Source organism: Legionella drancourtii LLAP12 (assembly GCF_000162755.2).
In the GTDB taxonomy this organism is placed as follows: domain Bacteria; phylum Pseudomonadota; class Gammaproteobacteria; order Legionellales; family Legionellaceae; genus Legionella; species Legionella drancourtii.
Window position 1 is genome coordinate 68,542 of sequence record NZ_JH413849.1, and the last position, 21,290, is coordinate 89,831.

Here is a 21,290-nt window from a genome sequence, read left to right on the forward strand (position 1 = left end):
TATTCGGAATCTCTGAAAAACAAGGGCGTATAAGGAGATTTGACAAATGACCAATATATACATAGTTGATGTATTACGCACTCCAGTAGGTAAAGCACCACGTGGTGTTTTTAAGCATACGCTACCGGATAATTTATTAGCCCACGTCATTAGAACTTTAGTAAGTCGTAACCAGTCTGTTGATTGGGAAGAAATTGGTGATGTTGTCATTGGTTGTGCGATGCCTGAAGGAGAGCAGGGCATGAATGTGGCGCGTATTGCATCTTTGCTTGCTGATTTACCGCACTCAGTTCCTGCAATGACAATTAATCGTTTTTGTTCTTCAGGCGTGCAAAGTATTGCTACAGCTGCAGCCGCTATTCGTAGTGGTGAAATGCATCTTGCTCTTGCCGGCGGCGTTGAAAGTATGTCTATGGTGCCTTTGGGGGGGAATAAATATACGGCAAATCCTTCTATATTTGATAACGAGCACATTGCCATTGCCTATGGGATGGGGATTACAGCAGAAAATGTGGCAAAACAATGGGAAATTAGTCGAGAGCAACAAGATGAGTTTGCCGCTGAAAGTCATAAAAAAGCAGTAGCAGCGCAGGCACGGGGGGATTTTAAAGCAGAAATTAGTCCGGTAGAAATTACGATCAGACACGCTGATTTAACAAACGATACGACAATCATAAAGAAAAAATTGATTAGCGATGATGAAGGTCCAAGAGCAGATACTTCTTATGATGTTATTTCTAAATTAAGACCCGTATTTGCTGTGCGCGGAAGTGTTACTGCTGGAAATAGTTCCCAAACGAGCGATGGTGCAGGTATTGCCTTATTAGCAAGTGAAGAAGCTGTACGAAAATATAATTTAAAGCCGATGGGGCGCTTATTAAGTTATGCTGTAGAAGGGGTTCCACCAGAAGTTATGGGAATAGGTCCTATCAAGGCCATTCCCGTTGCGCTAAAACGTGCAGGGCTTACTTTAGATCAAATCGATTGGATTGAGCTTAATGAGGCATTTGCTGCCCAGGCATTAGCGGTAATTAAGGAGTTGGGGCTGCCACGTGATAAGGTGAATCCTTTAGGTGGTGCTATTGCTTTAGGGCATCCTTTAGGCGCAACAGGTGCAATTAGGACAGCAACACTGTTACATGGTTTGAAGAGAACTAAAGGGCGTTATGGTATGGTTACTATGTGTATTGGTACGGGCATGGGCGCAGCGGCAATCTTCGAGGCGCTATAACCTTGTTGCTGGGCTGTAAAGCCCATAGCCGTAAAGTTAAGGAAAAATTTTCCGCGTACTTCCCGCGGGATCCTTGGAGCGTGAGCAAAGATTAAAGTTCTGGATTCCGCGGACAAGCTGTAGAACTTAGGAATAGTACTTAGCTTGACGACTATGGGCCTTGCAGCCCAATCCATTATTGTGATTAGTTTTTATCGCGGAAGATGATGCGACCTTTGGATAAGTCATAGGGAGTTAACTCAACCTTGACCTTATCGCCTGTTAGAATTCTAATGTAGTTTTTACGCATACGACCAGAAATGTGGGCAGTAACGACGTGTCCATTTTCCAATTCAACCCGAAACATTGTGTTGGGCAGTGTATCTATAACAGTACCAGCCATTTCTATATGATCTTCTTTTGCCATAGGTCTCTCAGTGATGTACCAAATTGATTAATAAAGTTTTCAAAGTGAAAACAAAAGTTCAGGCAAGTATACTGCTAAAATGATAAAAATGGCAATTAACCCGCATTAAAATTTATATTAAAGGTATAAATTGCAAATTATTTATAGGATTAATCTTCGACAGTCATTTCTGTCGGCTACTGATTATTATCGAAAAATCAAAGATTAATGCGCTTTATTTTGCAATAATATGCCAAGCTTTTTGTTTCGTCGGATACTCCAATGAATGTGCTAATAAACGAAGAAATTCGTTACGCGCGACGATTTTAGCACCAAGACTTTGTAAATGAGGCGTGGGTAATTGACAATCAATAAAATTGAAATTCCAATCGGCCATAACTTGGCATAAATGATAGAAAGCAATTTTTGAGGTATCCTTTACGGTGTGGAACATCGATTCCCCAAAAAAAACACGTCCCAAGCTAACACCATATAAGCCGCCGACTAATTCTTCATCTTGCCATATTTCAAAAGAATGGGCATAGCCCATAGTGTGCAATTGTGTGTATGTTTCAATCATTTCATTTGTTATCCATGTATTGTCAAGGCGATCAGAGCATGTAGCACAGGCAATCATGACTTGGCGAAAGGCTGTATCAGTAGTAAATCGAAAAGGTTTTTTTAATGCTTTTTGTAAGCTATGTGATACTTTGAATTCTGTAGGAATTAAAATAAGTCGTGGATTTGGAGACCACCAAAGTACTGGTGAACCAGGACTATACCAGGGGAAAATTCCTTGAGAATAGGCTTGCAATACACGCTTGGGCGACAATTCGCCACCGATAAGTAATAAGCCTTGCTGGTCACTGGTTTCTGGATCTGGAAATATATCGTTTTCGTTCGAATTGATTAACATTTTAATAGAATTCTCCGCAAGTTCTGGATTTATTTGCGATGTTTTGCTTTATAAATGAATGATATATTCTACAATTATTATAAATTAGTTTGGGGAAAATCAATTGGACTATCTTTATAGTTTAGGGAATATTTTAATTCTTCTTAGCCTGAGCTGCAGGAAAGTTCTTTTGATTCGTATCTTGTTTGCGTTATCAGATGCTTCATTTTTATTATATGGCATATTGGTCCATATAGCGCCAATGGCTTATTGGGCAATTGCTTCGCTACTGGTTAATTTTGTGCAGATTGGCTTCTTGGTACGAGACATGGTACCTACAGATTTAAGTGAAGAGTTACAAGAAATCAAAAAAATATTTTTTGACAGCATGCAAACTAGTGATTTTCTCCGTCTTATTAAATTAAGCCATAAAGGTTTGGCGAGCGATACAATAGTCCTGGAAAAAGGAAAGCCAGTTTTGGCATTAATGCTGATTACTAAAGGGCAGGTTTATATTGATATTCATGGGTCTATTCTTGAGTTGGGGCATTATCATTTTATTGGTGAAATGAGTTATTTTAGTGATGGTAATGCAAGCACAACCATATATGCACGTGAACCCGTGGAATACATGTATTGGAACTACGATGATTTACGTCGTCTGCAAATTAAAAAACCACCTTTGTTTATGAAAATGATTGAGGCAATGGGGAAGGATATTATGTTAAAAATGCTAAATCGCAATAAAGAATCTGCAGCAGGGCAAGCCTAGGTTGTGACTATTTGCTCGTCAGCATGTTGGGCTTTACAGTCCATTGCTGTCAAGCTAAGGGAAAAAGAGTTTATTAATACTCTTCTAAACTGTTCGGATTAAGACAGCGCAAAGCGCTGTCTTAATCCGAACGGCTGGAGGATAAGTAAGTTTAAATTCCTTAGCTTTATTGCTAAGGGCTTTTTTGCTCCCAGCCTACAAATAATGTTACTTTAAATTCAAATCCAGGTATTGTTCTGCATCAAGCGCAGCCATACAACCAAAGCCTGCAGAAGTAATTGCTTGGCGATATACATGATCTGCAACATCCCCACAAGCAAACACGCCATGAACAGAGGTGCTGGTCGCCATACCTTCTAATCCTGATTTAATCGTGATATAGCCATCTTTCATTTTGAGCTGGCCTTCGAACAAACCGGTGTTGGGTGTATGTCCAATTGCGATAAATACACCATCAACATCAAGTTGCTGAGTTGAGCCATCCTGTAAATTACAAATTTTGGCACCAATAACTTTTTTCCCATCACCTAGAACTTCATCTAAAGCACAGTTCCAAATGATTTTGATGTTGCCAGTCTGTACTTTTTCAAATAACTTGTCTTGAAGAATTTTTTCTGCACGTAAGCTGTCACGTCGATGAATCAAAGTCACTGAAGCCGCAAGATTTGATAAATAAAGCGCCTCTTCAACAGCAGTGTTACCACCACCAATCACACAAACGGCTTTATTGCGATAAAAGAAACCATCACAGGTCGCACAAGCAGAAACCCCTTTGCCTTGATAAGCAGATTCTGATTCTAAGCCTAAATAACGTGCTGAAGCACCTGTAGCGATAATTAAAGCGTCACAAGTATATGTTTCACTGTCGCCATGAAGTGTAAATGGTGGTTTTGCTAAATCGGCTTTAACAATATGGTCGAAAATAATTTTCGTATCAAAACGTTCTGCATGTTTTTGCATCCGCTCCATGAGCGCAGGGCCTTGTAAACCTTCAATATCTCCAGGCCAATTATCCACTTCAGTTGTTGTGGTGAGTTGCCCTCCTGGTTGCATGCCAGTAATTAAAACAGGATTAAGATTTGCTCTTGCAGCATAGACTGCGGCAGTGTAACCTGCCGGTCCTGAACCTAGTATAATTAAGCGGTGGTGATTGCGTGCGGTCATCGTCTCAGCCTTCCTTAATATTTTGATATTTTGTGTTAAGATGGCGAATATTATGACATAAACAAACCTATGAAAATACCTATGGCAAAACAACAAACGGGAAGAAAGGCTGGATCCTCTAAAAAAACCATGCCAAATTTTATCGTAAAACGAATTAGTGAGGGCAGTTTTATACTGACTTTGACCGGCGCATTGTTTGTGCTTCTGTCTTTAATCACCTATCAATTTAGTGATCCAGGCTGGTCGCACGTATCACGCTCAGGGGCAACAATTGCTAATTCCGGTGGACAAGCAGGGGCGTATATTGCTGATGCGCTTTATTTTGCCTTTGGTTATCTTGCCTATTTGTTGCCTGTTACTTTTGTCTACATTGCCTGGGCCATTTTACAAGATTTACGCACATTAAAAACACTGGATATGCATGTTTTGTTGCTTCGCTCAACAGGATTTATTCTGATGATTATTGGTGGCTGTGGTTTATTAAGTTTTGAGTCACAACTCCATCAGTTGGATACCATGCATGGCCCTGGTGGACTCATTGGGCAAGCAGTTGGTAATAGTTGGTACCACGCATTGAATTTGCATGGGGCAACTTTGGTTTTATTAGCTATGTTTTTGGTGGGTACCACCTGGTTAACCGGTTTATCTTGGCTTCACGCAATAGAACTCATCGGTTTTTATACCTTATCGCTTATATGCAGAGCATCTATTGTTGTGCGAAAAGCAATTTATTTAGGTAATGCTGGGATAGAAAATTATAAAGCACGTCAACCAGCAGTCGATGAGAAACCTGTTGCAGAAAAAACTATGCCTAAATTATTTAAGGCAAAAGTTGAGCGTGAGAAAGAGAACGTGCAGGAGAAAGAAAAATCTCCTCCTATTTTAATGAATAACGAAGTAAGACCTCAAGCAGTAGCCAAACCTGCACCTGTAGTGGTTGCGCCTCCTGCACGCGAAATCAAAGAAATTCGCGCGCCTAAGCTGCATAATCCAGGCTCTTTACCTGCTTTAGACTTATTGGATAAAGGCCAGCCAGGAAAACCTATGGGGGGATACACCCATCAGGAATTAGAAAATGTATCGCGTGATGTAGAACAACATTTATTAGACTTTGGGATTCAGGCCGATGTAGTTGCGGTACATCCTGGTCCAGTAGTTACTCGTTTTGAATTGCAATTAGCGGCGGGGGTTAAAGTCAGCAAGTTGACTGCGTTAGCTAAAGATTTAGCGCGTTCTTTATCTGTTATTTCCGTTCGTGTTGTCGAAGTAATCCCAGGCAAAACAGTGGTGGGCTTGGAATTACCGAACCATTCACGTGAAATGGTGCGTTTATCTGATGTTTTATCTGCTGATGTGTATCTGCAGGCACACTCGCCAATAACTTTAGCTCTTGGGGTTGATATTGCAGGTCATCCTGTAGTTGTTGATTTGGCAAAAATGCCTCATTTATTGGTTGCAGGAACTACTGGTTCAGGTAAATCAGTGGGTATTAACGCCATGATTTTAAGTATCTTGTTTAAGGCTACTCCGGATCAAGTGCGTTTAATTATGGTTGATCCGAAAATGCTGGAATTGTCTGTTTATGATGGCATCCCGCATTTATTAACTCCTGTTGTTACAGACATGAAAGAAGCGGCGAGCGCTCTACGCTGGTGTGTCGAGGAGATGGAGCGTCGTTACAAATTAATGGCTTCTTTAGGTGTAAGAAACTTGGCAGGATTCAATGCTAAGGTACTTGAGGCTATTGCGAATGGTGAGCCTTTAAATAATCCATTATGGAAACCCGTAGATTCCATGGATGTAACCGCACCAAAATTAGAAGCACTGCCTTATGTCGTGGTTGTGATTGACGAGCTTGCCGATATGATGATGGTAGTAGGCAAGAAAGTAGAGCAATTAATTGCGCGAATTGCGCAAAAAGCACGTGCAGCAGGAATTCATATGATTCTTGCAACTCAACGGCCTTCTGTTGATGTATTAACCGGGTTGATTAAATCAAATATTCCTACTCGGATGTCCTTTCAAGTTTCATCAAAAATTGATTCTCGTACTATACTTGATCAGCAAGGTGCCGAGCAATTATTGGGACACGGCGATATGTTGTATTTGGCTCCAGGAAATGGTGCTCCTCTACGTGTTCATGGTGCTTTTGTTGATGATAAGGAAGTACATCGTATTGCTGATGATTGGCGTGCCCGTGGTGAGCCTGATTATATTGACGATATCTTAAAAATGACAAGCGATGGCAGTGAAGGCGGAGGGGATGAAGATGGGCAAGCCGAAGATGATGATCCGTTGTATGATCAAGCGGTGGAGTTTGTAATTCAAACACGCAAAGCGAGTATTTCTTCTGTACAACGACGATTGAAAGTTGGTTATAACCGCGCAGCCAGAATGGTTGAAGAAATGGAACGTACGGGAATTGTTGGTCCATTAGATGGCGGTTATCGGGACGTTTTAGTGAACTCAGTGACTGAGGATTAACCATGAAAAAAATATTATTAGCTGTACTTTTCTGTTTTTCTACAGGCGCCTTCAGTGAAACGCCGGAACAAGTATTACAGGTTAAGCTGAATTCGATTCGTTCAATGACGGCCAGCTTCAAGCAAGTCGTTAAGGCAAGCTCACGTGTAGTTTCGCGTTCATCCGGGACTATGGCCTTAGAAAGACCAGGACGCTTCCGCTGGCAAACCAAAGAGCCTATGGCGCAATTGATGATTGCAGATGGTCAGCGCATTTGGGTTTACGATACGGATTTAGAACAAGTAACCGTTAAAAAACAACAAAAAGGTTTAGGTGGCACTGCTGCTTTATTTTTAAGTGGTTATGATGATACGGTCACTCGAGATTTTACAGTAAGTCAAAGCGGTTCAGGAAATGAGCTTTCTTTTGATTTGAAATCAAAGTCAGCCAAAGCTAATTTTCAGCGGATTAGATTAATGTTTCGTCAAAATCTGTTAGTAGGTTTGGAATTATTTGACCAATTAGGACAAGTCACTACAGTGCAATTATCACAGGCTAAGTTAAATCCTAAATTAGCGGCTGCTTTATTTCAGTTTAAACCGCCAAAAGGGGTTGATGTGGTACAGCAATGAGTGAATCCAAGAAAACACCATCTCCGCCTTTAGCGGAGCTTTTACGACCTAAACACATTGATGATGTTATTGGACAGAGCCATTTATTAGGTGATGGTAAGCCTTTGCGGCTAAGTTTTCTTGGCCGCAAACTCCATTCTATGATTTTATGGGGGCCTCCTGGCGTTGGTAAAACAACCATTGCCCACATCACGGCCGCAGCATTTGAATGTGAATGGATTGCACTTTCTGCTGTTTTTTCTGGAGTGAAAGACATTCGTGCTGCCATGGAGCGAGCGCAAGAAAATCTAGCTCAAGGCAAACACACCATCTTATTTATTGATGAAATCCATCGCTTTAATAAAGCACAGCAAGATGCATTATTGCCTTATACCGAATCAGGCTTGGTTACCTTCATTGGTGCTACAACAGAAAACCCCTCTTTTGAAGTCAATTCAGCCTTACTTTCACGAGCACAAGTGTATGTATTAAAGCCGTTGACTAATGAAGAGCTAAAGCAATTATTCCAAAAAGCACATCAGGCTGTTTTATCTCATATTTCCTTTGATGATGCAGCAGTAGCAATTGTTATTGATTATGCTGATGGCGATGCCCGAAGATTATTAAATTGCGTTGAACAATTACAAACTGCATGCACGGCCATGAATATTAATCAGGTTGATAAAGAATTTGTTATCAATTCGTTGGCTCAGAATACAAGACGTTTTGATAAGGGCGGAGAAAACTTTTACGATCAAATTTCTGCTTTGCATAAATCCGTTCGTGGCTCGGATCCCGATGCTGCACTTTATTGGCTATGTCGTATGTTGGATGGTGGTGTAGATCCCCATTATTTAGCGCGCCGTATTGTGCGAATGGCATGGGAGGATATTGGCTTGGCCGATCCACGTGCCATCCAACTTGCCAATGACGCAGCAACAACTTACGAACGTTTAGGCTCACCTGAGGGAAATTTGGCTTTAGGGCAGGCAGTTATTTATCTTTCAGTCGCGGCTAAAAGTAATGCAGGCTATAAAGCTTTTAATCAAGCCATGGCCTTTGTCAAACAGGACAAATCTCGCGAAGTGCCTATTCATTTGCGTAATGCTCCTACGCGATTAATGAAACAATTGGGTTATGGCCATGAATACCGCTATGCCCATGATGAGCCCCATGCTTATGCGGCTGGTGAACATTATTTTCCAGATGGAATGAACGAGCCTACGTGGTATCAACCTGTGCCTCGTGGTTTGGAGATCAAAATTGCTGAAAAACTGGTCTTTTTACGAAAATTAGATGAGCGTGCTGATAAGTAAATTAGGACTCATAATCTGATTAAGCAAGTATGACGTAATAAATAATTGTAATATTTTAGGCATCGTGAATTTTATTAAAACGTTTATTGGCGAAAAGTGCCTGGTGTTTTAACGATTCGCCTTATAAATGATTTATCAATAGGTATTTAAAACTAATTGACTGATTTTAAAAGCATTTTCATTTCTTAAAAAAATTTGTTACAGTCATTGATATCCGTGTAATCATAACGTCCAGTATGCATTATTCAAATTATCAAACATGTGCAGTAAGGCCACATATCTCTTTATCTGAATGGGATATTTTGTCCAGTTTGCCTACCGCATTAGTTATTATCAATTCTCAAGGGCGCATTGTTTGGCTTAACCCTAGCGCTGAGGCGATGTTAGGTTATGGTTTGCTTGATTCTTTATGGTTAGATGTTCTTTTACGTGCTTTTGTCCCCCGTGCCGATGATGGGCATGAGGTTTCCTTGGCTGATGGGCGCCGTGTTCATATAGCCATTGCTACTTTAGACAGTTTACCTGGGATTTTAATTAGTCTAACCGATATTACGGCTACTCGTGATTATGAGAAAGCAAAAGAAAATGAAAAACGTTTGGTCTCTATAGGAACGATGACTGCGCAGCTAGCACATCAAATCAGAACCCCATTAGCATCGGCAATGTTATACACGGAGCATCTAAATAATTTGCCTGCTATGGAAACTCGTACACAAAACTGGATTTACAGGCTGCAAGAATGCCATACCAGTATTGAACAACAAATTCAGGATTTATTGCTGTTTGCTCGAGGCACCACAATTGAACCAACGCATATGGATATGGATTATTGGTGTTCGCAATTAATCCAACGAGCTCATCCATATGTCACATTAAACTCAGTATTATTTCAGGTCAATAATCAGCTAATTACCCGCGAAGGTATGATCCATGGTGAATCGTTAATTGGCGCTGTTTTAAATTTAGTGATAAATGCAATACAGTCTGAAGCTACAGAGGTTTATTTAACGCTTGCATCAATGGATAATTCCGGTATACAAATATTAGTTGAAGATAATGGGAAGGGAATGTCGGAAGAGGTGAAAAATCATGCGTTCTCACCATTTTATACCACAAAAGCCCAGGGTACTGGTTTGGGTTTAGCAGTTGTTTATGCTGTAGTCAAAGCGCACGGAGGTCAAGTGAGCTTAGAGTCGACGGAAGGGGTTGGTACGCAGGTCAATCTGTATTTGCCATAATACATTAGCCAAATGATAACATTGGTAGGGTCTGTTGATATTTCGCTAGCCAAGATAGTAGAAATATCAACTAAGCCTCTATAGAAAAGGGACTTTAATATGAGTCATGTTCTAATTGTTGAAGATGATCCAGTATTGAGAGAAGCATTAGCAGAAACAATGACTATTGCAGGCCATACCTATATTACTGCTAAAGACGGTAAGGAAGCATTGGCTTTGCTTGAATTGCATAATCCGGCAGTTGTGTTATCTGATATTAGGATGGATGAATTAGATGGCAACCAGCTATTAGATCAAATTCAGCGAAAGCGCCCAGGTTTGCCCGTTATTTTGATGACGGCTTATGGTTCAGTACAAGATGCTGTTATTGCTATGCGTCGCGGAGCAGTTGACTACTTGCAGAAACCATTTAGTGCCCAAGTGCTTATTGAGAAAATTAATCAATTTATTAAAGTTGAGTTTGATGCGGATACTGGTGAGCCTATTGCTCAAGATCCTAAAAGCCAGGCCTTGTTGTCTATGGCATTGAAAGTTGCTCAATCTGATGTCGGTGTTATGATTAGTGGTGAAAGTGGTACTGGTAAAGAGGTTTTAGCTCATTTCATTCACGATCATTCTCCACGCAGAAAACAACCGTTTATTGCAATCAATTGTGCTGCTATTCCTGAGCAAATGTTAGAGGCAACATTATTTGGTTATGAAAAAGGTTCTTTTACTGGCGCTTATAAATCTACTCCTGGTAAGTTTGAGCAAGCGCAACACGGTACCTTACTCCTTGATGAGGTAAGTGAAATGCCCTTAAGTTTGCAGGCTAAACTTCTACGTGTACTCCAAGAGAAGGAAGTGGAGCGAATTGGTGCCAATAAAATGATTAGTCTGGACGTTCGTATTCTTGCTACAACCAATAGACAACTTAAAGATGAAGTTCAAGCTGGGCGTTTTCGAGAGGATTTATTTTATCGTTTGAATGTTTTTCCCTTGCAATGGCATCCTTTGCGGGAACGGAAAAATGATATTATTCCCTTAGCCAACTACCTTATTCGTAAACATTGTCAGCATAGGCAGCCTATTGTTCCGGTAATTAGTACTACCGCACAAAAACTAATGTTTGCCTATCCTTGGCCTGGAAATGCGCGTGAGCTTGATAATGTGATTCAGCGCGCTTTGGTTTTACAAACGCAAGGTATTATTGAAGCGGAACATTTACAATTGTCATTGACTGCAACGATGGCTCCAGAAATAAATTCTGCTGCCAGCAGTAAAAATCTGCAAGTTCATGAATTTGAATTAATTGAGAAAACTTTGTTGGAAAATGAGGGGAATCGACAAAAAGTTGCTGCTTTACTTGGAGTAAGTGAGAGAACTTTACGTTATAAGCTAGCAAAAATGCGTGAAGAAGGGTATGTTGTATAGCGTGTGATTTTAAATGGGCGAATAGTGAGCGATAGGGACTAAGTGCGTTCATTGTTCGAAGTTTTTTAGCAAGATAAAAAATAAGAAAAGTATTATTTATGTAGAGGAAGAATAAGGATATGAGTGATATTAATACCGTTAACCTGTTTAACCAAATGCAATCAATGGCAGCCAAAGCGGAAGGCTCGATCGTTGACACACAAGCGAATCAATCTCCTTTTAGCGCTGTTTTCCAGAAAGCAATGAATCAGGTTAGTAATCTCAATGAAAAAGCGGATTCTTTAAAAACTCGTTATGAACTCGGAGATTCCAAAGTAAGCATTGGTGAGGTGATGATTGCCACTCAAAAATCGAACATCGGACTAGAAGCTGCAATACGAGTTAGAAATAAATTTTTGCAAGCATATCAAGACATTATGGGCATGCCAGTATAGACAAATAGTAACTCCCAAGTTATTTTACAGGGCAGATTTCACAGGAGTTTAATATGGCATTGGCTGATAATGCTTCAATGGTAGCAGCAAAGTTTGCAAGCTTATCTATTCCGCGTCAGATTGGTTTATTAATTGGCTTGGCGGCAAGTGTTGCCGTCGGCTTAGCTGTGGTTTTATGGTCACGTGACCCCAATTATGTTCCTTTATATACTCAAATGAATACACGTGATGCTGCTGAAGTCGTATCCGCACTTGAGCGTAATGGAATTGAGTTTAAAATTGATAATAACAACAGCACTATTTTGATTCCGTCAGCAAATTTACAAAGTACGCGGCTTAAATTAGCGGCGGAAGGGCTACCGCGAGATCCTGTTGCTTCTGAAGAGTTGTTTTCTAGTGGTAATGCTTTTAATAGCAGCCAATTTATGGAAAATGCTCGCTATAAGCAAGCGTTAGAAGCGGAATTAGCGCGTACTATTAGTAAATTTAATGATATTAAAGCAGCCCGTGTTCATTTAGCTATTCCACGCGAATCAGCTTTTGTCCGTGATATTCATCAGCCAAGTGCCTCGGTTTTTATCGACGTATATTCTGGTTTAGAACTAAAAAAACACACGGTTTCAGCCATTGTTAATTTAGTTGCCTCCAGTATTCCAAATTTGTCAGCCAGTCGCGTTACTGTCGTTGATCAGGATGGCCAATTACTCAATGAAGGTAGTGGTCAAACTTTATTCACAGATACTGAACGCTTCTTAGACTATAGACAAAATCTGGAACAGCAATACGCACAAAAAATTCAAGATATTTTGACACCTTTATTAGGTTATGGTCGTGTAAGGGCAAAAGTGTCTGCTGATATTGATTTTACCAGTTATGAGCAAACACAAGAAATGTTTAATCCTGAGCTTCCTTCGTTGCGTAGCGAGCAAACAATGCAAGAAAAGCATAATGCAGCCAGTGATGCGATTGGTGTTCCAGGAACTTTGTCGAATACGCCACAGCCTAATCCTTCGCTTAATAATAAAAATCCAGCGGCTCCTAATGCACAGCAGCAACAACAACCTGCGCAGTCATCTTCGGATGCGAACCAATCGAGTGATACGCGAACTCAAAGTACTAAAAACTTTGAGTTAGATAAAACCATAAGTCACACGAAGAATCAGCCAGGAACAATTAAGCGCTTATCAGTTGCTGTATTGGTAGATAATCCAGCCATTATGGATACAAAAACCAAGACGATGATTAAGAAAGCATTAACCGCAAAAGAAATAGACCAAATTAAACTGCTTGTTGCCGATGCAATTGGTTTAAATTCTCAACGCGGCGATAGCTTGAATGTAATCAATAGTGATTTTGTTAAGCCAGATCCAATCGCGCCTATTCCCGAGGAACGCTTTTGGCAGAAGGATATTTTCTGGTCTATAGTCAAGCAAGTGGCTGGCGCATTATTTGTCTTAGCAATGATCTTTGGGGTGTTAAGGCCCATGCTTAAAACCCTGGCTAGTAATAAAGGTGTTGGTGAAGGGGCTTATCTTGAAGATACTGATGAGCCTCAAGGAGATCTCACTTATGATGGAACAATAGCGATTAAAGATGCTAATGATTACGAATCTCAATTAAATTTATTACGCCAAGTTGTGGATAAAGAACCCAAGCGCGTTGCGCAGGTAGTTAAAACTTGGGTTGATCGGGGGTAGAAATGGATGGAATAGAGCGTGCAGCCATATTGTTATTAAGTATGGGTGAAAAAAATGCTGCGGAAGTATTAAAGCATTTAGAGCCTCGGCAGGTACAAAAAGTTGGTATGGCTATGGCGGCATTGAGTACTGTAACAAAGGCAAAAATGCAAAATGTTTTAGTTGATTTTACCAATGCTATTGGGGATCAAACCAGCTTAGCCGTAGATACAGAGCATTATTTGCGAACGGTACTGATCGAAGCCTTAGGATTGGAAAAAGCAACGCCATTTATTGATAGGATTTTAGTATCCGATAAAGACAGTGGTCTTAATCGATTAAAATGGTTGGATGGACGCTTAATCGCTGATGTTATTCGAAATGAACACCCACAAATTATCGCCACGATATTAATACATCTTGATAGTGAACAAGCCGCTGAAGTTGTTAGCTACTTTAGTGTGGAAAAACGCTCTGAAGTCTTATTGCGGATGTGCAATATCGATACGGTAAAACCAGAGGCGATTTCTGAACTTGGTCAAGTTATTGAAAAGCAGCTCAGTGGTCAAAAGGTGAGTAAATCAGCATCTATTGGTGGAATTAAAAGTGTTGCGGACGTAATTAACTATTTTGATGGCTCCATGGAAGAGGAAGTTCTCAATAAGATTAAGGATTGGGATTCGGATTTAAGTGATAAAATCCGCGATAAAATGTTTGTCTTTGAAAACTTAGTTGATATGGATGATCGAAGCGTGCAAACCTTATTGCGCGATGTCTCTCCTGAGTTATTGAAATTGGCTTTAAAAGGGACTACTGAGCCTACTAAAGAAAAAATATTTATGAATATGTCCAAACGTGCTGCTGATTTGTTACGTGAAGATATTGATCTGCAAGGGCCGGTTAAAGTTGTTGATGTGGAAAAAGCACAGCGTGATATTTTAGCTATTGCAAAGAGTCTTGCTGAAGAAGGCAAGATTGCACTAGGTGCTAAGGGCGGAGATGAAATGATTTAATCATCGTGCCTACGTTCCGCGGATAAGCGACGGAACGTAGGGATGAAGATAGGCCTTATGGCGCAATGAGTATTGTTAGGTAAAGGACGTTACATGCCAAATAAATTTGAGCCTTATAACAAGAAGCAAGGCACTAATAATGAGTTTAGTGTTTGGGAATATCAACCGACTAAAAATAATGTTGAAGAACCTGTTGTTATTGATGAAAAGGAAGCCTTTCTTGCTGAATGCGAGCTGTTGCGTCAGGAGGCAATTAAAAAAGGATATGAGCAGGGCTTGCAACAGGCGCAAGTAGAACTGAATGAAAAAAAGAAAGAATTTGCTCGCTGGTTTGATTTAATTCAAAATCCAGTAAAACTTTTAGATGAACACGTTACCCAGGAAATACTGCAAACAATTCTTTGGTTAAGTCAGCATTGCATTGCGGTAGAATTATCAGTTAATCCGGATAAGCTACGTGATTTGCTTAATGAAATTAAAACGGAATTGCCTACCCTAAATAATCATCGAATGCTTGCGATGCACCCCCTTGATGTTGCTTGGATTCAAACAGAAATTGGCGAAAATGAAATCCCTGGTTTACATGAAATTTTAATTGCAGATCCTGCTCTGAATCGAGGTGATTTTTATCTTAAAGGAGAGCATAGTGAACTGGATGGTCGCATCCACACGCGTTTTGCTACATTGTTTGCAAAGTACATCACGAAAAATGATCTGATTGTACCGATGCAGGTACAGGATTAAGTAATGAGTATTTATGAGTCTCGATTAATTAAAATCATGTCAGAAATGCGTGTTGAAGAGCATTCTGGATTATTGCATTGTGGTCGTGTCAGTCGCGCTGTAGGTCTTACTTTGGAGGCCCAAGGGTTTAATCAAGCCGTCGGCGCTCATTGCTTTATTAATGTTAATGAATCCCATTCTATTGAGGCGGAAGTCGTTGGTTTTGGCAATGAACGTGTTTATTTAATGTCTATAGGTAATATCCAAGGTCTTGCACCGGGCATGATTATTACACCAACAGGGCGAGTTGCTCAGGTCGAAATAGGATGGTCTTTATTAGGACGAATTGTTAATGGTTCAGGCACTCTTATTGATGATGGCCCCCCCATTGAGCTTAGCGAAACCTACCCATTAGAATGCGCCGCGATAAATCCTTTAAAAAGAGCCGCAATAGATACTTATTTAGACGTAGGAATCCGAGCAATTAATGGTTTAATCACGATTGGTCGCGGCCAACGTATTGGATTATTTGCAGGGAGTGGTGTGGGTAAATCAGTCCTCTTGGGTATGATGACTCGTTTTACCAAAGCAGACGTGGTTGTTGTTGGCTTAATCGGTGAGCGTGGACGTGAGGTTAAAGAGTTTATCGAATGCAGTTTAGGCGAAGAAGGTTTAAAACGAGCCGTAGTGGTTGCAGCGCCTGCAGATGAAAGTCCGTTAAGACGATTGCATGGTGCTAAAGTTGCGACCAGCATCGCTGAGTATTTTCGTGATCAGGGTAAACATGTCCTATTGTTGATGGATTCTTTAACCCGTTTTGCACAAGCGCAACGTGAGATAGCTTTATCTATTGGTGAAGCCCCGGCGACCAAAGGCTATCCGCCTTCTGTATTTGCAAAACTGCCTAAACTTGTTGAGCGCGCAGGTAATGGCGCGCTTGGAAGTGGTTCAATTACGGCATTTTATACGGTTTTAACTGAAGGTGATGACTTACAAGATCCTATTGCTGATGCTGCACGTGCTATTTTGGATGGCCATATTGTTTTAAGTCGATCGTTAGCTGAAGAAGGACAATACCCGGCTATTGATTTGGAGGCATCGATCAGTCGGGTGATGCAAACAGTGGTACCTGAGCAGCAAATGAATGATATGTTATTGTTTAAAAAATACTTATCTCTTTATGAAAAAAATAAGGATTTTATCTTGTTGGGGGCCTACGTCAAAGGTTCCGATCCTAATTTAGATAAGGCCATTCTGGCAAGGGATAAAATTAGAAAATACATGGAACAGGGAATGAATGAACAGTTTAATTACAATGACAGTGTGAGTTTATTATCCCAGTTAGCATCATCATTTAGGAGTTAATTAATGAATCAGCGATTGGACCGCTTGATGCAATTGTTGGAAATAAAAAAAGAAATAACAAAAACCGCGTACCAACAGCTGTTAAATGCACAAGAACAGTTTAAAAAGAATAAATTAAAGCATGAGCAATTAATCGGTTATCGCCAAGACTATTTACAACAATTAGAATCTCTAGGTGAAAAAGGAACTTATGTTGGGCGTTTGCGCAATCGCATTGATTTTATTACTCATCTTGATACGGCATTAGTACAGATGAATGGCCACTTAGCATATTTGGCTAAAATACGTGCAAAAGCTGAATTTACGTACAAACAGGCAAAAACTTCTGAGAAAGGTGTCAATTTATTAATCGAACGTGTTAAAAAAAGCCAACAATTTAAATTGCAGCGTATGGAACAGAAAGAAAATGATGAGTATGCACAAAAGCAGTGGTATAGTAATAAAATTAATGAGTAATTAAAGCGGATACAGTGAAGAAGGTATTTAAAAAATTATGGATGACCGTAGCTGTCCTCATTATTCTTATGGCGGTTTTTTCCAGTATTTTTCGTTCTCTAACTCCTTGGGCAAAACAATATAAAGGTGATGTCGAACAGCATCTGTCTTTACTTCTGGGGCAACCAGTAACTATTCAAACCATGGAAACCGGTTGGTACTGGTTTCAACCTGTTCTTAAATTAAAACAAGTGACGTTGGGTGATGATTCAAAAAATGTATTTCGTTTAAATAAGTTATTAGTTGGTATCAATTTATTTAAGTCGTTATGGAATTGGCAGATAAAATCTGGTGTTTTGTATATTGACGATATGCATTTAACACTGAGAGAAAAACAGGGGCATTGGACTATTGATGGTATTAGTACGGATACTATTAATGCTGAAGATATGACACCTGAAAAGTCAAAACAAATTCTAATTTGGTTATCTCAACAAGAGCGTTTAATTATCAAACGGGTTTCTGCGCATTTTTATTTTAGTGATGGAGGCATTATTCCTGTGGATGGACTTAATGTCTCAATTTTGAATAATGGCGGACATTATAAGTTAAAAGGGAATGCCCGACTCGAACAAACCAACAGTACTGATTTTCAATTGTTGGGTGATGGGTATTTTGACGCTGATCATTTTGAAGACATTGACGGGAAATTTTATTTTTCTGCTCAAAATGTAATGCCTGCTCAATGGCAAAGTTTATTTCCTAAAGCTACTGAGCATCTGGAGGGAGGGAAAGGTGATATTCAACTCTGGATGGATATTCATCAAGGGACTATAGCATCAGTACAGGCTCAGATTAAATTAGAACGATTAGCATGGCGTTTACTTAATAATCAACACAGCCAATTGATTCAATCTTTTTTTGCTAATTTATCCTGGAAACCAAATAGTACAGGATGGCAATTGCATGGGGATAACATTCAATTGCGTGTTGCTGGTTTGAGTTGGCCTGACAATAAAATCATAGTGACCTACAATAATGAACAACAAAGTTATCAATTTTTTGTTAAAACACTCATTATAGAATCTTTATTGTCAGATGCGATTAACTGGCCTCAAAGCATTCAAGCGATATTGCAAATGAAACCGCGGGGGGTGTTACAGGATACGCAGGTTTTAATGAAGGCAAGTGATGATTCTTTCAGTATTCCACTGGTTCCATTGCTGCCGTCGGCTGTTGCAACTAATGGGGATGTTACGGCAGACCAATCATTGGTAAATACAACGAACATATGGACACAGAAAAATGAAATTACTTACGTTCTTACACGTTTTGAGCAAATAAGCTGGAATGGAGATACTAAAAAGAATATTCCTGCGGTAAAAAATCTTTCCGGGGTTGTCAATTGGCAACCAGATGAAGGGCGTTTAGAATTGGATTCAGAAAATACCACGATCGCTGTAAAAGGTTATCCTGCGCAAAATTTAACCTTGCTTAATGGTTCATTTGATTGGAAAGAGTTAAATGATGGTTTGCGCATAAGCATGGACCGTTTTGTTTTAAGTAAGCCCGATTTAACTTTGAGTGCACAAGGAGCAATCGATCAGGTCACACGGCAATCTGTCGGCACTATTCGTCTTGGTGCTGAGTTTTCTGGTAAAAATATACAGCAATGGACCGCATTCCTACCAAAGAAAAATATGAAGCCCAAATTGTATCATTGGTTAACAACTGATCTGAAACGTATTAAGAATCTAAGTGGAAAAATCACATTAAATGGATTAGTCAAAGATTTTCCTTTTGATGATCATAATGGTGAATTTACTATTACCAGCCATGCGAGTGGGGGGGAGTTATTCATCAATCCCAAATGGAAAATCATTAAGGAAATCGAGGGAAATATTCATCTTAAAAATCGTAATTTGAATATAGATATCTTGAATGCTGATTTTCAAGGTGTTCCGGTAAAACAGATGAACTTGCGTATTGATGATATAGGCAAAAATAAAGAAAATCTGCTTATTAGTGGGAGCATTTACGCACCCGTGCAAAAAATGGTGAACTATGTCATGGCTTCGCCCTTACAAGCAAGACTAACTCTTTTAAAGCAATTGTCGATAAAAGGAGCAGCACAGTTAAGTTTAAATTTGGAAGTTCCTTTATATCCTGAAAACGATACAGTATTGGCTAAAGGTGATTTAACTTTTAAAAATAATTCAATTGTGGTTAAGCATGAGTTCGTTAAATTTACCCTTGAAGAGGTAAGTGGCGAGTTATTCTTTAATGAGGATGGTGTTAATGACAGCTCTTTAGTCGCAACCGCATTAGATCATCCTTTGAATATTAAAATACAATCGGTTAAAGCTCCTAAACCAGCTACAACTATTAGTGTTGATGGGACGTGGACCGTTGATTCCTTAAGAAGTAAGTTTAATTTAGCTATTTTTTCGTTAATGAAAGGCTCATTTCCGGTGAATGCTATCTTAAAATTAGCCAACAAACCTACTGAAGCCGACAGCATTAATTTTAATTCCTCATTGTATGGATTGACTGTTAATTTACCGGCGCCTTTAGGTAAAAAACGTCAAGATAAAGCCTCATTAAAAGTTAATCTTGATTTGAATCCTGATAAATCAATTCACTTAAAGTCTAATTATGATAATCGTGTTAGCTCCGACCTTTTGTTTAAGACAACGAATGGTGTGTTTGATTTTGATTCAGGACAAATACGATTAGGTAGTGCAAATGCTGTTAATCAGAAATTACCAGGCTTAGCGGTAGTTGGTTCATTAAAGGGGTTTGATTTAAGTGAATGGAAGGATATATATACCCAATTTTCTACTGCGCCAACAAATAGCACGTTAATGAGCCGATTAAGAATAATTAATGTTACGTTGGATAAATTAAGTTTTATGAAACAACAATTTGATGCAATGGTTGTTAAAGCAAAATTATTGCCTAATAAGAGTTGGTCGTTTAGTTTGAAGCAAAAAAATATTGTTGGTGATTTACTGTATCATATGGCAACTAATGAATTGAGTGGGCATATTCAACGCTTGCATTTAGCTAAAATAGATATGGATCAGCTTGATTCTTCTTCTGAGTCATCAGCTAAAGTACACCCAGATCAAATTCCTAATCTTAATTTGCGTGTTGATAATGTGTCTGTAGGGCAGGTACAAATTGGTGATGTGACGTTTAAAAGTCAATCTACAGCGGAGCGCTGGGCCCTGAATTATTGTCGAATTGATTCGCCTGTGTATCATTTTAATATTAATGGCGAATGGACCCAAAAAAAGAATGTAAATAAAACCAGCGTTCATGTGAAATTAGACATCACTAATTTATCCAAAACTCTTGAACGCTGGAGTTTTAATCCTGTTGTGGATGCAAAAAAGGGGTATGTCGAGTTTAAAGGTGGATGGAATAAGAGTTTATATAATTTTTCAATGGCCTCTTTAAATGGTGCTATGTATTTACAGCTTAAAAATGGCAGAATCACGCATTTAAGCCATGAAACGGAAGAAAAACTAGATCTAGGTAAGTTATTAAGTATTTTAAGTTTACAAACTATTCCTAGACGTTTACAGCTTGATTTTAGTGATTTAGCACACCAAGGGTATAGTTTTGATGTGTTTCAAGGAAACTTTGATATAAATAAAGGCATCATGAGCACGCAAGACAGCTACCTAGATGGGCCTGTTGCTTATGCAAGTATGAAAGGTGATCTTGATTTGGTAAAACACATTTATGATTTGAATTTGAAGATATCGCCACATATCACGGCAAGTTTACCCATTGTTGCCACGATCGCGGGGGGGCCTGTTGCGGGCGTAGCTACATGGGTAGCGACTAAAATTATTAATCAAGGTATGCAAAAAATTTCGGCTTACAGTTACAAAATTTCAGGGCCATGGAGTCAGCCAGTGGTACAACAACTGAGCATTATTAAGAAAAAAAATAACACCATTCCCGTGGGGCAAGGGGCAATAAAAATTCAATCTAATCAAGATTAGACTACACTATTAAGAATAAGGAACAAAGAGGTAACCAGTGGTTAAAATTAAAAATAAATTCGGTAACGTCTTAATAAGTTAGGGAAACGTCATCCCGAACAACGTGAAGGATCTTCAAAAAATGACACTGTGTCAGCATC

At 39.5% G+C, this 21,290-nt stretch carries 17 protein-coding genes; 14 read left to right on the forward strand and 3 right to left on the reverse strand.

The genetic code is table 11. The features are described from left to right. Window positions 1-46 precede the first annotated feature (46 nt). Window positions 47-1,231, forward strand: coding sequence for an acetyl-CoA C-acyltransferase (locus tag LDG_RS17245; protein ID WP_006872750.1), 1,185 nt, complete (start codon window positions 47-49; stop codon window positions 1,229-1,231). Between the two features lie 184 nt (window positions 1,232-1,415). On the opposite strand, the gene infA is transcribed toward LDG_RS17245, so the two are convergent. Together infA and aat are read right to left on the reverse strand one after the other, a co-directional pair. Beyond that, window positions 1,416-1,637 carry a translation initiation factor IF-1 gene (gene infA / locus LDG_RS17250; protein WP_006872751.1) on the reverse strand — a complete coding sequence of 74 codons (222 nt, stop codon included), beginning with the start codon at window positions 1,635-1,637 and terminating at the stop codon, window positions 1,416-1,418. Window positions 1,638-1,851: 214 nt separating this feature from the next. Then, a complete protein-coding gene (aat, locus tag LDG_RS17255) occupies window positions 1,852-2,532 on the reverse strand; it encodes a leucyl/phenylalanyl-tRNA--protein transferase (protein ID WP_006872752.1) in 681 nt (226 codons plus the stop codon). A gap of 169 nt (window positions 2,533-2,701) precedes the next feature. On the opposite strand from aat, the gene LDG_RS17260 reads away from it, so the two are divergent. Next, the gene (locus tag LDG_RS17260) at window positions 2,702-3,283 is read left to right on the forward strand and encodes a cyclic nucleotide-binding domain-containing protein (RefSeq protein WP_006872753.1); all 582 of its coding nucleotides are present in this window, start codon (window positions 2,702-2,704) and stop codon (window positions 3,281-3,283) included. 207 nt (window positions 3,284-3,490) lie between these two features. On the opposite strand, the gene trxB is transcribed toward LDG_RS17260, so the two are convergent. Further along, the gene (trxB, locus tag LDG_RS17265) at window positions 3,491-4,447 is read right to left on the reverse strand and encodes a thioredoxin-disulfide reductase (protein WP_006872754.1); all 957 of its coding nucleotides are present in this window, start codon (window positions 4,445-4,447) and stop codon (window positions 3,491-3,493) included. A gap of 81 nt (window positions 4,448-4,528) precedes the next feature. Here trxB and LDG_RS17270 point away from each other — a divergent pair, with 81 nt between their 5' ends. From LDG_RS17270 to LDG_RS17325, 12 genes are all read left to right on the forward strand, one after another. Then, window positions 4,529-6,931, forward strand: coding sequence for a DNA translocase FtsK (locus LDG_RS17270; protein WP_006872755.1), 2,403 nt, complete (start codon window positions 4,529-4,531; stop codon window positions 6,929-6,931). A 2-nt stretch (window positions 6,932-6,933) separates the two neighbouring features. After that, on the forward strand, window positions 6,934-7,542 hold the full coding sequence (gene lolA, locus LDG_RS17275; protein WP_006872756.1) for an outer membrane lipoprotein chaperone LolA: 609 nt from the start codon (window positions 6,934-6,936) through the stop codon (window positions 7,540-7,542). Next, a complete protein-coding gene (locus LDG_RS17280) occupies window positions 7,539-8,837 on the forward strand; it encodes a replication-associated recombination protein A (RefSeq protein WP_006872757.1) in 1,299 nt (432 codons plus the stop codon). Before lolA ends, LDG_RS17280 begins: the two co-directional genes overlap by 4 nt. Window positions 8,838-9,073: 236 nt before the next feature. Then, window positions 9,074-10,075 carry a sensor histidine kinase gene (locus tag LDG_RS17285; RefSeq protein ID WP_040536499.1) on the forward strand — a complete coding sequence of 334 codons (1,002 nt, stop codon included), beginning with the start codon at window positions 9,074-9,076 and terminating at the stop codon, window positions 10,073-10,075. Between the two features lie 99 nt (window positions 10,076-10,174). Then, entirely contained in the window at window positions 10,175-11,488 is a 1,314-nt protein-coding gene (locus LDG_RS17290; protein WP_006872759.1) for a sigma-54-dependent transcriptional regulator, read from the forward strand. Between the two features lie 119 nt (window positions 11,489-11,607). Next, window positions 11,608-11,922 (forward strand): flagellar hook-basal body complex protein FliE, encoded by a 315-nt coding sequence (gene fliE, locus LDG_RS17295; RefSeq protein ID WP_040536503.1) that lies wholly within the window; start codon window positions 11,608-11,610, stop codon window positions 11,920-11,922. Window positions 11,923-11,975: 53 nt separating this feature from the next. Continuing rightward, window positions 11,976-13,619 (forward strand): flagellar basal-body MS-ring/collar protein FliF, encoded by a 1,644-nt coding sequence (gene fliF / locus LDG_RS17300; protein ID WP_006872761.1) that lies wholly within the window; start codon window positions 11,976-11,978, stop codon window positions 13,617-13,619. 2 nt (window positions 13,620-13,621) lie between these two features. Then, window positions 13,622-14,611, forward strand: a complete 990-nt coding sequence (gene fliG / locus LDG_RS17305; RefSeq protein WP_006872762.1) for a flagellar motor switch protein FliG — start codon at window positions 13,622-13,624, stop codon at window positions 14,609-14,611. Between the two features lie 93 nt (window positions 14,612-14,704). Next, a complete protein-coding gene (locus LDG_RS17310; protein ID WP_006872763.1) occupies window positions 14,705-15,355 on the forward strand; it encodes a flagellar assembly protein FliH in 651 nt (216 codons plus the stop codon). Window positions 15,356-15,358: 3 nt separating this feature from the next. Next, window positions 15,359-16,699: a flagellar protein export ATPase FliI gene (fliI, locus tag LDG_RS17315; RefSeq protein ID WP_006872764.1), complete on the forward strand. Its 1,341-nt coding sequence runs from the start codon at window positions 15,359-15,361 to the stop codon at window positions 16,697-16,699. Window positions 16,700-16,702: 3 nt separating this feature from the next. Further along, window positions 16,703-17,155 (forward strand): flagellar export protein FliJ, encoded by a 453-nt coding sequence (fliJ, locus tag LDG_RS17320; RefSeq protein ID WP_006872765.1) that lies wholly within the window; start codon window positions 16,703-16,705, stop codon window positions 17,153-17,155. 41 nt (window positions 17,156-17,196) lie between these two features. After that, complete coding sequence (locus LDG_RS17325; protein ID WP_050805596.1) at window positions 17,197-21,150, forward strand: YhdP family protein; 3,954 nt, start codon at window positions 17,197-17,199, stop codon at window positions 21,148-21,150. The last annotated feature ends 140 nt before the right edge of the window (window positions 21,151-21,290 follow it).

Bases quoted from the DNA above. Each gene is read 5' to 3' on its own strand.
- LDG_RS17270 (WP_006872755.1), top strand. From the start codon at position 4,529: ATGGCAAAACAACAAACGGGAAGAAAGGCTGGATCCTCTAAAAAAACC.
- fliF (WP_006872761.1), top strand. From the start codon at position 11,976: ATGGCATTGGCTGATAATGCTTCAATGGTAGCAGCAAAGTTTGCAAGC.
- fliE (WP_040536503.1), top strand. From the start codon at position 11,608: ATGAGTGATATTAATACCGTTAACCTGTTTAACCAAATGCAATCAATG.
- fliJ (WP_006872765.1), top strand. From the start codon at position 16,703: ATGAATCAGCGATTGGACCGCTTGATGCAATTGTTGGAAATAAAAAAA.
- fliG (WP_006872762.1), top strand. From the start codon at position 13,622: ATGGATGGAATAGAGCGTGCAGCCATATTGTTATTAAGTATGGGTGAA.
- LDG_RS17325 (WP_050805596.1), top strand. From the start codon at position 17,197: ATGACCGTAGCTGTCCTCATTATTCTTATGGCGGTTTTTTCCAGTATT.
- LDG_RS17310 (WP_006872763.1), top strand. From the start codon at position 14,705: ATGCCAAATAAATTTGAGCCTTATAACAAGAAGCAAGGCACTAATAAT.
- aat (WP_006872752.1), bottom strand. From the start codon at position 2,532: ATGTTAATCAATTCGAACGAAAACGATATATTTCCAGATCCAGAAACC.
- trxB (WP_006872754.1), bottom strand. From the start codon at position 4,447: ATGACCGCACGCAATCACCACCGCTTAATTATACTAGGTTCAGGACCG.
- LDG_RS17285 (WP_040536499.1), top strand. From the start codon at position 9,074: ATGCATTATTCAAATTATCAAACATGTGCAGTAAGGCCACATATCTCT.
- LDG_RS17290 (WP_006872759.1), top strand. From the start codon at position 10,175: ATGAGTCATGTTCTAATTGTTGAAGATGATCCAGTATTGAGAGAAGCA.
- fliI (WP_006872764.1), top strand. From the start codon at position 15,359: ATGAGTATTTATGAGTCTCGATTAATTAAAATCATGTCAGAAATGCGT.
- LDG_RS17280 (WP_006872757.1), top strand. From the start codon at position 7,539: ATGAGTGAATCCAAGAAAACACCATCTCCGCCTTTAGCGGAGCTTTTA.
- LDG_RS17245 (WP_006872750.1), top strand. From the start codon at position 47: ATGACCAATATATACATAGTTGATGTATTACGCACTCCAGTAGGTAAA.
- lolA (WP_006872756.1), top strand. From the start codon at position 6,934: ATGAAAAAAATATTATTAGCTGTACTTTTCTGTTTTTCTACAGGCGCC.
- infA (WP_006872751.1), bottom strand. From the start codon at position 1,637: ATGGCAAAAGAAGATCATATAGAAATGGCTGGTACTGTTATAGATACA.